Consider the following 13,147-nt stretch of genomic DNA (forward strand, 5'->3'; position numbering starts at 1 on the left):
AAGTGGCGCTTAACGACGTTTGCACCGTCCGGTTGGTTTCAGGCCGCGCGCCTCGCCAACCCGCCGCGTTGAACGCGTGGCGGCCCACTCGATATCAGGGTACGAAACCACCTCCTCCTCAAAGGAACGCACGACATGATGCCGAGCCCCACCGCGTCGCCGGTGATCGTCCGCCTGCCCGAGGGCGTGAGCGCCGCGCGCGCCGCCGCGAAGGCGGCCGACCTCGGCGTCCTTCCGGAATGGGACCTGACCGATCTCTACGGGGGCCTCGACGACCCGAAGTTCTCCGCCGACATGACCCGGGCCGAGGAGGAGTGCCGCCGCTTCTCCGAGGCCTATGCCGGGCGCATCGCCGAGATGGCCGCGGGTCCGGATGCCTCCGGCCGGCTCGCCGAGGCGGTCGGCACATACGAGGGGATCGAGGATCTGCTCGGGAAGCTGATGTCCTTCGCCGGCCTCGTCTATTCCGGCGACACGACCGACGAGGCCCGGGCCAAGTTCTACGGCGACACCCGCGAGCGCCTGACCAACGCCTCGGCCGATCTGCTGTTCTTCGCCCTCGAACTGAACCGGGTGGACGATTCGGTGATGAACGCCGCGATGGCGGACGGGCCGCTCGCGCGCTACGCGCCGTGGATCGAGGATCTGCGCCGGGAGAAGCCGCACCAGCTCGACGACCGGATCGAGAAGCTCTTCCTCGAAAAGTCCGTCACGTCGAATGCCGCCTGGGATCGCCTCTTCAACGAGACCATCGCGTCCCTGCGCTTCACCGTGCAGGGCGAGGAGATGCCGCTGGAGCCGACCCTCAACAAGCTGCAGGATTCCGACGGGGCCGTCCGTAAGGAGGCTGCGGGGGCGATCAGCACGGTGTTGCGCGGCCAGCTCCGGGTGTTCACGCTGATCACCAACACGCTGGCCAAGGACAAGGAGATCTCCGACCGCTGGCGCGGCTTCAAGGACGTGGCCGACGCCCGCCACCTCGCCAACCGGGTCGAGCCCGAGGTGGTGGAGGCGCTGGTCGATGCCGTGCGGGCGGCCTATCCGCGCCTGTCGCACCGCTACTACAAGCTGAAGGCACGGTGGTTCGGGCAGGAGACGCTGCCCTACTGGGACCGCAACGCGCCGCTGCCGAAGGTCGAGCAGCGCACGATCCCCTGGACCGAGGCGCGGGACACGGTGTTGTCGGCCTACGATGCCTTCTCGCCGAAGATGGCCGGCATCGCCAAGCGGTTCTTCGACGACCGCTGGATCGACGCGCCGACCCGGCCCGGCAAGGCGCCCGGCGCCTTCGCGCATCCGACCGTGCCCTCGGTCCACCCCTATGTGCTGGTGAACTACCAGGGCAAGCCGCGGGACGTGATGACCCTGGCCCATGAGCTGGGCCACGGCGTACATCAGGTGCTCGCCGGCCCGAACGGCGCCCTGATGGCGCCGACGCCGCTGACGCTCGCCGAGACCGCGAGCGTGTTCGGCGAGATGCTGACCTTCCGCAAGCTCCTGGCCGCCACCACCGACACGACCCAGCGCCGGGCCATGCTCGCCGCCAAGGTCGAGGACATGATCAACACGGTGGTCCGGCAGATCGCCTTCTACTCGTTCGAGCGGAAGGTGCATCTCGCCCGCGCCAAGGGCGAGCTGACGACCGACCAGATCAACGCGTTATGGCTATCGGTTCAGGCGGAATCGCTGGGTCCGGCGATCACGCTCGACGCCGGGTATGAGCCCTTCTGGGCCTATATCCCGCACTTCATCCACTCGCCGTTCTACGTCTACGCCTACGCGTTCGGCGACTGCCTCGTGAACTCGCTTTACGGCGTCTACGCCCAGGCCGAGGAAGGCTTCGTGGACCGCTACTTCGCGCTGCTCGCGGCCGGCGGCTCGAAGCCCTACGGAGAGCTGCTCGCGCCGTTCGGCCTCGACGCGAAGGATCCCGGCTTCTGGCAGATCGGCCTCGGCATGATCGAGGGGATGATCGTGGAGTTGGAGGGGATGGAAGAGCTGGGCTGACGGGGCTCTTCCGGCACACGAGCCGCGGTGTTATACAGATCGTATAACACCGCGGAGGCAATCATGAAGCTGGAAGTGAAGCGCGTCGGCAACTCGACCGGCCTCATCCTACCGAAGGAACTGCTGAGCCGCTTGAACCTCCAGCAGGGGCAGTGGCTGCACGTCACCGAGTTGGCGGATGGCGGCGTGCGGCTCAGCCCGTACGATCCAGATTTCGACGCTGCGATGTCGGTGGTCGACGAGATCATGGATGAGTACCGCGACACGCTGCGGACGCTCGCCAAATGACCGAGGCTCGCTGGCTGACCTCCGAGGAGGTCCGCGTTGCCCATGACCGCCAGCTGGTCCGCTTCGGCGGGCCGGCCGGCATCCGCGACGAGAACGCGCTCGAATCGGCCCTCGCCCGGCCCATCAACCGATGGCGCTACGAGGAGGCCGACTTGGCCTCGCTCGCGGCGGCCTACGCCTTCGGACTCGCCCGCAACCACGCCTTCGTCGATGGCAACAAGCGCATCGCCTTCGTGGCGATGATGCTGTTCCTCCGATTGAACGGCGTGCGCTTCGCGCCCGACCAGGCACAGGCGACCGCTGCCATCCTCGGCCTCGCCGCCGGCGAGATCGACGAATCCGGTCTCACCCGCTGGATCCGGGACAACTGGCCGGTCTGACGCCCGCGGCGCAGGGACCCACGCCCCTGGTGCATGCCCAAGCGCGGCATATCTGCATCACGTCAGCAGACAAGCAGATCGAGACATGGCCGAGATCGACCGCGAAGCCAACCGCTTCTCCGCCCGTGCGGGGCGCTATGCCAGCGTCGGGGCGAATGTCGGGGGTGTGGCGGCCCGCATGGCCATGGCCCGCCTTTTCGGCAAGGAAGGCACCACCAACGCCGCTGCTTTGGCGCAGGCACTGGGCGGGCTCAAGGGCCCGATCATGAAGGTCGCGCAGCTTCTGGCCACTGTGCCGGACCTGCTGCCGCCGGAATACGCCACCGAATTGCAGAAGCTTCAGGCCGATGCCCCGCCCATGGGCGCCGCCTTCGTCCGGCGCCGGATGCAGTCCGAACTGGGCGCGGGGTGGCAGGACAGGTTCGGCAGTTTCGATCTGAAGCCCGCGGCCGCGGCCTCCCTCGGCCAGGTTCACCGCGCCTCCACCAAGGATGGCCAGCGGCTGGCCTGCAAACTCCAGTACCCGGACATGCAATCGGCCGTGGAGGCCGATCTCAAGCAGCTTGAAGTCGCCTTCGCGCTCCACCGCCGGATGAATTCCTGGCTCGATACGCGTGAGATCGCCAAGGAGATCGGTGCCCGCGTACGCGAGGAGCTCGATTACGAGCGCGAGGCCAAGCACGCGGCGCTCTATGGCGCCGTGCTCAAGGATATCGACGCGGTGCGCGTCCCTGCGGTCTTCCCCGACCTGTCCACGAAGCGCCTGCTGACACTGGGCTGGCTCGACGGCGACAAGATTCTGGGCTTCGCCGATGAGCCGGTCGAGGTGCGCAACCGCATCGCCCAGTCGATGTTCAAGGCGTGGTGGCACCCGTTCAGCCGGGCCGCCGTGATCCACGGCGATCCGCATCTCGGCAACTACACGGTCTTCACCGAGGGGGGCGAGGCCGCCGGCATCAACCTGCTCGATTACGGCTGCGTCCGCATCTTCCACCCGCGCTTCGTCGGAGGCGTGGTCGATCTCTACCGGGGGTTGCTGGAGAACGACGCTGCGCGCATCGTCCACGCTTATGAGGTCTGGGGCTTCAAGGATCTCGACAAGGAGAAGATCGAGATCCTGAACATCTGGGCGCGGTTCATCTACGGACCGCTGCTGGAGGACCGCACCCGCACCGTCGCCGACGGCGTGAAGCCCGGGGAGTATGGCCGGCGGCAGGCCTTCGAAGTGCATCAGGCCCTGAAGGAGCGCGGTCCCGTCACCGTCCCGCAGGAATTCGTCTTCATGGATCGCGCCGCCGTGGGGCTCGGCGCCGTCTTTCTCCACTTGCGGTCGGAGCTGAACTACCACCAGTTGTTTGAGGCGGAGATCGAGCACTTTTCGCTGGATAAACTGGCCTCGCGTCAGAGCAGCGCGCTCGCCGAGGCCGGCCTCCCGAAGCCCGCTTGAGAGTGCGTGCAATCTACATCGCGCTGGTGATCAATTGCGTGCGTCCGATTGCGGCAGGTAAACGCTTGAGCTACATCCCACCGTGACCGCAAGAAGTCGCGTCTAAGGGAAACGAGCGCACGATGGCCGAGAGTGATACGGTGGCCGGGCACACCTACAGCCCGGCGATGGACGCGAAGACCCACGAGCAGACCTATCGCGGCTTCGTCCGCTTCGTCGAGATCGGCACCGGGGTCGTGATCTGCTGGGTCCTGGCCCTGGCGATCGGCGGCATCCGCGAAGCGTGGCTTCTGGCCATTCTCAGCGTGATCGCGTCCGGCGCGGCGGGTGCGGTCGGCGCCCTGGCTCCGGCCGTCGGATGGCGCGGTCCCCTCGTGGTCGGCATTCTGCTGATGCTCTACCTGTTCTTCGCTTGAGGGCGATGCGGTCGGTCCTCGGATCGACTTGGCCGTGCCGTTCGACCGCCCATGCCCATGAGCGGTCCGTTTATGCACGGCGTGCAATTAAATTGAGCACAAGTTACATTCGATACCGTTTCACCACAGTCTCTTAGGTCCGCATCTCGCAAAGCCGCGTGGGTTCGCGCATTCGGGATGCCGAGCTTATCCAGGGGAATCCGCGCATGCGTATTGCTGTGCTGTCCGAGACGGACTCCGCGGAACCGCGCGTCGCTGCGGTTCCCGAGACGGTGAAGAAATTCAAGGCGCTCGGGGCCGATGTCGTGGTCCAGTCCGGTGCCGGCACGAAGGCCGGCTTCTTGGACGACGAGTATGAAACCGCCGGTGCAAGCATCGCGGGGAGCGCCGCCGATGCCGCACGCGATGCGGATCTGGTCCTGAAGGTCCGCCGGCCGAGCGCCGAGGAGCTGCCGCACTTCAAGCGCGATGCCGCCGTCGTGGCGATCATGGATCCCTACGGCAACGAGGATGCCCTCAAGGGCATCGCGGATGCCGGTTTGGCCGCCTTCTCGATGGAGCTGATGCCGCGCATCACCCGCGCGCAGGTGATGGACGTGCTCTCTTCACAGGCCAACCTCGCGGGCTACCGGGCGGTGGTGGACGGCGCCGCCGAATATGGCCGCGCCATGCCGATGATGATGACCGCCGCCGGCACCGTGCCGGCCGCCCGCGTCTTCGTCATGGGCGTCGGCGTCGCCGGTCTCCAGGCCATCGCCACGGCCCGGCGACTCGGCGCGGTCGTGACCGCGACCGACGTGCGCCCGGCCACCAAGGAGCAGGTCGAATCGCTCGGCGCGAAGTTCGTCGCCGTCGAGGACGACGAGTTCAAGCAGGCCGAGACCGCGGGCGGCTACGCCAAGGAGATGTCGGCCGAGTACCAGAAGAAGCAGGCGGAACTGGTCAAGGGCCACATCGCCAAGCAGGACATCGTCATCACCACCGCCCTGATCCCGGGCCGGCCGGCGCCGAAGCTCGTTTCCGAGGAGATGGTGTCGTCGATGAAGCCGGGCTCGGTCCTGGTCGATCTCGCGGTGGAGCGCGGCGGCAACGTCGCGGGCGCGAAGCCCGGCGAGGTCGTCACCACGGAGCGCGGTGTGAAGATCGTCGGCCACACCAATGTGCCGGGCCGGCTCGCCGCCACCGCGTCGAGCCTCTACGCCCGCAACCTCTACGCGTTCGTGGAGACGCTGATCGACAAGGAGTCGAAGGCGCTCGCCATCAACTGGGACGACGAGTTGGTGAAGGCCACCAACCTCACCCGCGACGGCTCGGTGGTGCACGCGTCCTTCCAGCCCAAAACCGATGGGCCCGCTTCTGAGGCCGCATCCGTCGGCCTTGCCAAGTCCGAGGCCGGCAAGGGCTCCGCCGCCGCCTCGAGTGCCCACTAAGACCCCGTCGCGAGGAGTAGCAGAATGGCAACCGTCATCGTCCCTCCCGACCAGGCGGCCGATCAGGCCCGCGTGCTGGCCGACGCGGCCCGCGCCGCCGCCGCCGTGGCGCAGAACGCCGCCAACCAAGCCCAGGTCATCGCCGACGGCATGGGCCACGGGCTCAGCGCCGCCACCGGCGGCGCCGTCGACCCGACGGTGTTCCGGCTCGCGATCTTCGTGCTGGCGATCTTCGTCGGCTACTACGTGGTCTGGTCGGTGACCCCGGCGCTTCACACGCCGCTCATGTCGGTCACGAACGCGATCTCCTCGGTGATCATCGTCGGCGCCATCCTGGCGGTCGGCGTGCCGCTCATCGAGAAGGGCACCGGGCTCGCCCGGTTCTTCGGCTTCATCGGCATCGTGCTCGCCAGCGTGAACATCTTCGGGGGCTTCCTCGTCACGCAGCGCATGCTCGGCATGTACAAGAAGAAGGGCTGAGCCGGTGTCAGAGAACGTCTCCTCCCTTCTCTATATCGTCGCCGGCGTCCTGTTCATCATGGCGCTGCGGGGGCTCTCGCACCCCACTACCTCCCGGCAGGGTAACCTGTACGGCATGGTTGGCATGGGGCTGGCCATCCTGACCACCCTGGTCGGCCATCCGCCGGCCGGCTTCGGCGCCTGGATCCTCGTGCTGCTCGGCCTCGGCATCGGCGGCGGTGCCGGCGCGGTGATCGCCAAGCGCGTGCCGATGACCGCGATGCCGCAACTTGTGGCGGCCTTCCACTCGCTGGTCGGCCTCGCGGCGGTGTTCGTGGCGGCGGGTGCGCTCTACGCGCCGCAGGCCTTCGGCATCATCGAGAACGGCCACTTCCACAAGCAGTCGCTGTTCGAGATGGGGCTCGGCGTCGCCATCGGCGCCATCACCTTCACCGGCTCGGTGATCGCCTTCGCGAAGCTCGACGGGCGGATGTCCGGCAAGCCGATCATGCTGCCGCAGCGGCACCTGATCAACGCGGCGCTCGCCGCCGGCCTCGTGCTGCTGATCGCCCTGTTCATCGGCACCGAGTCGAAGGCCATCTTCTGGCTGATCGTCATCGCCTCGCTGGTGCTCGGCGGCCTGATCATCATCCCGATCGGCGGCGCCGACATGCCGGTGGTCGTGTCGATGCTCAACTCCTACTCGGGCTGGGCGGCGGCCGGTATCGGCTTCACCCTGGGCAACCTCGCGCTGATCATCACCGGCTCGCTGGTCGGCTCCTCGGGCGCGATCCTGTCGTACATCATGTGCCACGCGATGAACCGCTCGTTCATCTCGGTCATTTTGGGCGGCTTCGGCGGGGACACCGCTGCGGCGGGTTCGGGCCAGGTCGAGACCCGGCCGGTCAAGCAGGGCTCGTCGGACGACGCGGCCTACATCATGAAGAACGCCGAGCGGGTCATCATCGTCCCGGGCTACGGCATGGCGGTTGCCCAGGCGCAGCACTCGCTCCGCGAGATGGCCGACATGCTGAAGAAGGAGGGCGTCGACGTAAAGTACGCCATCCACCCGGTGGCGGGCCGCATGCCGGGCCACATGAACGTGCTGCTCGCCGAGGCGAACGTGCCCTACGACGAGGTGTTCGAGCTGGAGGACATCAACGGCGAGTTCCCGCAGGCGGATGTGGCCTTCGTGATCGGCGCCAACGACGTCACCAACCCGGCCGCCAAGACCGACAAAACCTCGCCGATCTACGGCATGCCGATCCTCGACGTGGAGAAGGCCAAGACCGTGCTGTTCATCAAGCGCGGCATGGGCTCGGGCTACGCCGGCGTCGAGAACGAGGTCTTCTTCCGGGACAACACCATGATGCTGTTCGGCGACGCCAAGAAGGTGGTCGATCAGATCCTCAAGGCGTTCTGAGGCTTCGTCAGTTCGAGATCCTTGGGGCGGGCAGCGATGCCCGCCCCGTTTCGTTTGAGCCGCCTGCGCGGCAGGCTGTTGCGGCGGCGCCCGGGATTTTGCGGCGGCGCCAGTGTAGGTTGCCGCCCGTGACCTCCGCAGCGCTCCACGCCGATCCGCCAGCCTTCCTGGGTGTCGCCGCCTCCGTGACCGGCCGGCGCTGGCAGGAGCGGTGCGGCGCCGCAGGCATTCAGAATCAGATCGCCAAGATGGTGCAGGCGCACGGCCTGCCGGAGCTGCTGGCCCGGGTCCTCGCCGGGCGCGGCGTGGCCCCGGATGAGGCGGAGCGCCATCTGGCTCCGCGCCTGCGCGATCTCATGCCCGACCCCGATACGCTGCTCGACATGGACGCGGCCGTCCGCCGCCTCGTGCGCGCCATCCGCAGGGGCGAGACCGTCGCGGTGTTCGGCGATTACGACGTCGACGGGGCCGCGAGCGCCGCGCTGCTCGCTGGCTACCTGCGGGGACTCGGCCTCCGGGCGCCGATTCATATCCCGGACCGGATCACCGAGGGCTACGGACCCAATGTCGGGGCAATAACCGCTCTGGCGGCGGACGGCGCGACCCTTCTGGTCTGCGTCGATTGCGGGACGAGCGGCCACGCGCCCCTGGAAGAAGCTGAGAAATCCGGCCTCGACGTCATCGTCCTCGATCACCACGCCGCCGCCGAGGTATTGCCGCCGGCCCGCGCCGTCGTGAATCCGAACCGCCTCGACGACCTGTCGGGGCTCGGCCATCTGTGTGCCGCCGGCGTCGTGTTCCTGACCCTCGTCGCCCTCAACCGCGCCCTGCGCCGCGACGGGTTCTTCGGGCCGAGCCGGCCGGAGCCCGCCCTGACCGACGCCCTCGATCTCGTGGCGCTGGCGACGGTGGCCGATGTGGTGCCGCTCACCGGCTTGAACCGGGCCTTCGTGAACCAGGGCCTGACGGTGATGCGCCATCGCGGCCGCACGGGACTCGCCGCACTGCTCGATGCCGCCTCGCTGAGCGAGGCACCGGAGGCGTGGCATCTCGGCTACGTGCTCGGGCCACGCATCAATGCCGGGGGACGCATCGGCGATTCCGCCCTCGGTGCCCGTCTGCTCACCACGGCGAGCCAAGAGGAGGCCACGCGCATCGCGGCCGAGCTCGATCGCCTGAACCGCGAGCGGCAGGCCATCGAGGCGCAGGCTGTGATGGAGGCCGAGGCCGAGATGGATCGCGCCGTGACGCTCGATCCCGCCCGCACCGTACTGGTGGCGGCGAGTGCCGGGTGGCATCCCGGCGTCGTCGGGCTGATCGCATCGCGGTTGAAGGAGCGGTTCAATCGCCCGTCCTTCGCCTTCGCGCTGCGCCCGGATGGCAGCGCAACCGGCTCGGGCCGCTCGATCCCCGGCGCAGACCTCGGGCTCGCCGTGCGCGCCTGCGTCGAGGCTCGAATCGCCACCAAGGGCGGCGGTCACGCCATGGCGGCCGGCGTCACGCTCCAGGCCGACGACATCCCGCGCTTCGAGGCACATCTCTCCCTGTTGCTGGGGTCGAGCGTCGCCGTGGCGCGCGCAGCCGACGCGCTGTTGATCGACGGCAGCCTCAGCGCCGGCGGAGCGACGGCCGAGACGGTGCGGCTGCTCCAGAAGGCCGGCCCATTCGGGCAGGGGGCGCCGGAGCCGCTTTTCGCCCTCGGACGGCACAGGCTGGTGGATGCCGGCGTGGTCGGATCGAGCCATGTCCGGGCGCGCTTTCGCAGCCGCGACGGTCAGGCGGTGGGGGCGATCTGCTTCAGAGCGGCCGAGCGGCCCCTCGGGCTCGCCCTGCTCAACGGCATCGGCCGCGAGATGCACGTGGCCGGCACCCTGTCGTGCGACCGCTGGCGCGGTGCCGAGCGGGCGCAGCTGCGGATCGTCGACCTCGCGCCGGCCGATCCCTGATCAGCCGCCCGCCATCACCAGCGCCCAGAAGCGCTTGTAGCGGGTGGTGGGGGCATCGACCCGGGCGATGCCGATCCGGCGAATCTGCGGGAGCAGCATGTTCTTGTTGTGCTCGGGGCTGGCCTTCCAGCGGGCGAGCACCTGTTCCAGGGTCTCCGAGCCCGCGCTGAGATTCTCGGCCGCCCACGCCTTCGCCAGTCCGGCCGAGGCCATGCGCGACGTGAAGCTGCCGCCGATCTCGTGGCTGAGCTGCCCATGGCGGGCGTTGTTGCCCGCCTGGAACGCGGCGGCCTTGACCAGCACCGGATCGACCACGACAGGGCTGAGCCCATGCTGGACGCGATAGGCCGAAATCGCCGCGGCAGCCGCAACCTCATCGAGCACGGCCGTATGGGTCGCATTCTCGACCGTCGGCTCAGGCGAGATGGAGAGGCCGCCACATCCCGTCAAGGCGAGGAGCAGGGCGGCGGCGAGGGGGCGGATCAGGTTCGGCACGGTCCGGATGGCGAGATTTCAGACAGGGGCCGCCTCCCTCCGGCTGGCATGCGGCGAAAGCGCGGCAAGGGCGGACCGACGCGGCCGGTTTGTGCGGGGCGTGGCTCCGCCGCCACGCGCTCAGGCGGCGAGGGCGTTGCTCCCGAGCATGACCGGCGCGAACGCCCGCAGGAGATCAGGATCCAAATGCCCCTGCGCTTCGACCATGATCGCCAGCGCCTCGGGGCCGCTGGCGGGCTGGCGGTAGGTCCGCCGCTCGGTCAGGGCCGAGAACACGTCGCAGATACTGATGATCCGCACGAGGTCGCTGATGGCGGTTCCGGCGAGCCGGTCCGGATAGCCCTTCCCATCGATCCGCTCGTGATGATGGCGCACGACATCGATCACCACGGGCTCGAAGTCGCCCTGTGCCTCCAGCAGGACGGCGCCGATCTCCGGATGCCGCTGCATCAAACGAAATTCTTCGGGATTGAGCGGCCCCGGCTTGTTCAGGATCTCGACCGGGATTCGCGACTTGCCGATATCGTGCAGCAGCGCGGCGCGCACGAGGCGGTTGAGATCACTGCGACCCAGGCCGATCTGGGACCCGAAGGTCGCCGCATGGCCGGCAACCCCCAACGTGTGCTGATAGACCCCGATATCGTAGCGCCAGACCGCTTCGAGCCATGCGCCGATGCCGACCTCGGACACCGCGTCCAGCACCATCTCGGTGCCCCGATCGACGTCGGCGGGCTGCAGCCCGGCGCCGAGTGCGGCGCTGTCGAACAAGTCGGAGACGATCGCGGTCGCCCCCGTCACCTGCTCGCCGAGCCGGCGCTTGCGCGTCTCGGCCGAACGCGTCGCCTCCTCGATCATCGCGAAGGCGTTCGCCAGCACGATCTGGCGCGGCGTCGTGGCCGGTAGCTGGCGCAGATGCGCGCCGGTCAGGGGCGCCGGCTCGCCCCGCGCGAGGACAAGACGCGGCACAGCCGATTTCGAAGCGCCGAGTGTCTGGTCGAGCGCGAGCGCTCGGTGCGGCGGCACGTCGAGGATGATGAGATGCGGGCGGGCCGCGGGGAGTGCCGCTTCAGGGGCAAGGGCGCGGCAATCCATGACCAGAGCGATCGCCCGTTCCAGGGCGGCGCGCTCCGATGGCCGGTCTGAGACCAGCAGAACGTAAGGCTGGTTCGCGTATCGCGATGCAGAACCGAGAGCCAGCACGGTTGCTCCCTCGCCCATTGGGTCAACTCTGCGTTGACCCTAACGGGAAGTTGCGAGGAAAGCGTTAACCCTACGCAGTCGTCATCGAGTCTGCAAACGGTCGATCAGGCGAGCTTAGCGGTTCCGATCGGGCGGCCAGCGCCGGTCGTGGCGTTCTCAGCGCGGTCGTTCGGGCTCAGGAAGTCGGCGAACTTGATGGTCAGCGCGGCCTGGCAGAGGGCGAACGCGACGAAGATGAAGAGGAAGCTGGCGATCATGGGTAAACTCCGAGACAGCTCATATTGCGACGCCATAAATGGCATGACGCTCTGCAACATGGTATGCCAGATACGGAATACCGAGCATGTGAAGGATGCATATCGCGCCGCTCAGACCGCAATCACGGGCCAAATTGGCGTTAAAATGCATGCGACACAGGTATGGTCAGTGCGGAGATCACTTTTGTGCTGCACTGCGTCAAAAAGGTGCGCGCACCGGAAACGGCAGAATCGGCGATCGCTCGCGCGTGACGCCAGCGTGCATCGCGCCGCCGTATGGCGCCCCGCGAACCGGCTCAACGCTGCGCCGAGCGATCAGTCGAGGTAATCGCCGTAGGTGTCGACGTGATGGGCCAAGCCCAGGCCGTGCTCGCGCACCAGACGCTCCGCCAGATCGGCATCCCGCGCTTCGAGGGCCGCGATGATGGCGACATGCTCGCGGATCGAGTGTTCGGCGCGGTCCCCCTGACGAAGGGCCGTGCTACGGATCCCGCGGACATGCATGAGCAGGTTGCTGGTGAGGTCCGCGATCGCCTCGCAATGACCCAGCGCGATGATTCGCTGGTGGAAGCGAATATTAGCGTCCGAATATTCGTCGATATGTTCGGACGGTTGGCCCTCGTAGAATTCCGGGAACGACTCGCGCAGCGATCGCAGCTGCGCGTCGGTGGCACGCGTGCAGGCGAGCCGCGCCGCCATGCTCTCCAGCGCCGTCCAGGCGTGGATCATGCTGACGATCTCGCGCTTGTTCTTCTTGATGACGAAGACGCCGCGCCGCGCTTCGGAGCGGACGAACCCTTCCTGCTCGAGGACTGTCAGCGCCTCACGAACGGGTGTGCGGCTGACGCCGAGATCCTGCGAGAGCTTGCGCTCGTCGAGCCTGACCTCGTCCGGACGTCCGTAGATGTCCATATTGGTGATGGCCGTCTTCAACGCTTCGTACGCCAAGGTCCGGAGACTTGAACTGGCAACGATCGGCTTGACGCTCAGCGGTTCGGAGTTCGACATCCCTGGTCCGGCGGCTCACATGCATGATGTACCGCACGCATTCTCAGTCGTGCGCTTACAAGCGGACTAACCCAAACCTTATGAAGATCCTAGTCGACAGCGACAGGGTCCCACAGACCCGTGACGAGACCGTGCGACGGTGCCGTCGATAGGTCCGAACGCCCGGGCGCACTGCGAGCACGCCCCTTACGTGCGACCCAGATCGCTTAATCCCAGGCGGTGATCCTGTATTTTTTTGCAGGTTCGATTGACACAAGATCGCGATATAAGCACCATCCCTCTGGCATACCGTCGACCAATGTAGTCGCAGGTGCAGTGCAACGAGATTCTTCGTCGCGGAAGAACTCGTTTGATCAAGGTTCAAGAATTTTTTGGAGTAAGAGAGTCGCTT

13 protein-coding genes are annotated in these 13,147 nt (G+C 67.4%); 9 read left to right on the plus strand and 4 right to left on the minus strand.

All coding sequences use genetic code 11. From position 1 onward, the window contains the following. Window positions 1-135 precede the first annotated feature (135 nt). The 9 genes from AAHG09_RS08515 (at window position 136) to recJ (ending at window position 9,796) form a co-directional block, all read left to right on the plus strand. On the plus strand, window positions 136-2,007 hold the full coding sequence (locus tag AAHG09_RS08515; protein ID WP_342106635.1) for a M3 family oligoendopeptidase: 1,872 nt from the start codon (window positions 136-138) through the stop codon (window positions 2,005-2,007). 63 nt (window positions 2,008-2,070) lie between these two features. After that, entirely contained in the window at window positions 2,071-2,295 is a 225-nt protein-coding gene (locus tag AAHG09_RS08520) for an AbrB/MazE/SpoVT family DNA-binding domain-containing protein (RefSeq protein ID WP_342106636.1), read from the plus strand. Next, complete coding sequence (locus tag AAHG09_RS08525) at window positions 2,292-2,675, plus strand: type II toxin-antitoxin system death-on-curing family toxin (protein WP_342106637.1); 384 nt, start codon at window positions 2,292-2,294, stop codon at window positions 2,673-2,675. The genes AAHG09_RS08520 and AAHG09_RS08525 overlap by 4 nt, the downstream gene beginning before the upstream one ends. Window positions 2,676-2,760: 85 nt before the next feature. Then, on the plus strand, window positions 2,761-4,122 hold the full coding sequence (locus AAHG09_RS08530) for an ABC1 kinase family protein (RefSeq protein WP_342106638.1): 1,362 nt from the start codon (window positions 2,761-2,763) through the stop codon (window positions 4,120-4,122). Window positions 4,123-4,244: 122 nt separating this feature from the next. After that, window positions 4,245-4,538 (plus strand): aa3-type cytochrome c oxidase subunit IV, encoded by a 294-nt coding sequence (locus AAHG09_RS08535; RefSeq protein WP_342106639.1) that lies wholly within the window; start codon window positions 4,245-4,247, stop codon window positions 4,536-4,538. A 206-nt stretch (window positions 4,539-4,744) separates the two neighbouring features. Continuing rightward, window positions 4,745-5,968, plus strand: coding sequence for a Re/Si-specific NAD(P)(+) transhydrogenase subunit alpha (locus tag AAHG09_RS08540; RefSeq protein WP_342106640.1), 1,224 nt, complete (start codon window positions 4,745-4,747; stop codon window positions 5,966-5,968). A gap of 24 nt (window positions 5,969-5,992) precedes the next feature. Further along, window positions 5,993-6,448, plus strand: a complete 456-nt coding sequence (locus AAHG09_RS08545; protein WP_244004625.1) for a proton-translocating transhydrogenase family protein — start codon at window positions 5,993-5,995, stop codon at window positions 6,446-6,448. Between the two features lie 4 nt (window positions 6,449-6,452). Next, on the plus strand, window positions 6,453-7,850 hold the full coding sequence (locus tag AAHG09_RS08550) for an NAD(P)(+) transhydrogenase (Re/Si-specific) subunit beta (protein WP_342106641.1): 1,398 nt from the start codon (window positions 6,453-6,455) through the stop codon (window positions 7,848-7,850). 128 nt (window positions 7,851-7,978) lie between these two features. Continuing rightward, window positions 7,979-9,796, plus strand: a complete 1,818-nt coding sequence (gene recJ / locus AAHG09_RS08555) for a single-stranded-DNA-specific exonuclease RecJ (protein WP_342106642.1) — start codon at window positions 7,979-7,981, stop codon at window positions 9,794-9,796. On the opposite strand, the gene AAHG09_RS08560 is transcribed toward recJ, so the two are convergent. The 4 genes from AAHG09_RS08560 to AAHG09_RS08575 form a co-directional block, all read right to left on the minus strand. Continuing rightward, the gene (locus AAHG09_RS08560; RefSeq protein ID WP_342106643.1) at window positions 9,797-10,291 is read right to left on the minus strand and encodes a CAP domain-containing protein; all 495 of its coding nucleotides are present in this window, start codon (window positions 10,289-10,291) and stop codon (window positions 9,797-9,799) included. It lies immediately after the preceding gene. Window positions 10,292-10,411: 120 nt separating this feature from the next. Next, window positions 10,412-11,491, minus strand: coding sequence for an HD-GYP domain-containing protein (locus AAHG09_RS08565; RefSeq protein WP_342106644.1), 1,080 nt, complete (start codon window positions 11,489-11,491; stop codon window positions 10,412-10,414). Window positions 11,492-11,595: 104 nt separating this feature from the next. Beyond that, window positions 11,596-11,748, minus strand: coding sequence for a hypothetical protein (locus tag AAHG09_RS08570; protein ID WP_342106645.1), 153 nt, complete (start codon window positions 11,746-11,748; stop codon window positions 11,596-11,598). Between the two features lie 315 nt (window positions 11,749-12,063). Next, on the minus strand, window positions 12,064-12,756 hold the full coding sequence (locus tag AAHG09_RS08575) for a GntR family transcriptional regulator (RefSeq protein WP_342106646.1): 693 nt from the start codon (window positions 12,754-12,756) through the stop codon (window positions 12,064-12,066). Window positions 12,757-13,147 lie beyond the last annotated feature (391 nt).

The sequence above is a fragment of the Methylobacterium guangdongense genome, from assembly GCF_038442355.1.
Classification (GTDB): Bacteria; Pseudomonadota; Alphaproteobacteria; order Rhizobiales; family Beijerinckiaceae; genus Methylobacterium; species Methylobacterium guangdongense.

Excerpts from the sequence above, each read along its gene's own strand:
- AAHG09_RS08515 (WP_342106635.1), top strand. The coding sequence starts at position 136 with ATGATGCCGAGCCCCACCGCGTCGCCGGTGATCGTCCGCCTGCCCGAG.
- AAHG09_RS08575 (WP_342106646.1), bottom strand. The coding sequence starts at position 12,756 with ATGTCGAACTCCGAACCGCTGAGCGTCAAGCCGATCGTTGCCAGTTCA.
- AAHG09_RS08530 (WP_342106638.1), top strand. The coding sequence starts at position 2,761 with ATGGCCGAGATCGACCGCGAAGCCAACCGCTTCTCCGCCCGTGCGGGG.
- AAHG09_RS08540 (WP_342106640.1), top strand. The coding sequence starts at position 4,745 with ATGCGTATTGCTGTGCTGTCCGAGACGGACTCCGCGGAACCGCGCGTC.
- AAHG09_RS08525 (WP_342106637.1), top strand. The coding sequence starts at position 2,292 with ATGACCGAGGCTCGCTGGCTGACCTCCGAGGAGGTCCGCGTTGCCCAT.
- AAHG09_RS08535 (WP_342106639.1), top strand. The coding sequence starts at position 4,245 with ATGGCCGAGAGTGATACGGTGGCCGGGCACACCTACAGCCCGGCGATG.
- AAHG09_RS08570 (WP_342106645.1), bottom strand. The coding sequence starts at position 11,748 with ATGATCGCCAGCTTCCTCTTCATCTTCGTCGCGTTCGCCCTCTGCCAG.
- AAHG09_RS08520 (WP_342106636.1), top strand. The coding sequence starts at position 2,071 with ATGAAGCTGGAAGTGAAGCGCGTCGGCAACTCGACCGGCCTCATCCTA.
- AAHG09_RS08545 (WP_244004625.1), top strand. The coding sequence starts at position 5,993 with ATGGCAACCGTCATCGTCCCTCCCGACCAGGCGGCCGATCAGGCCCGC.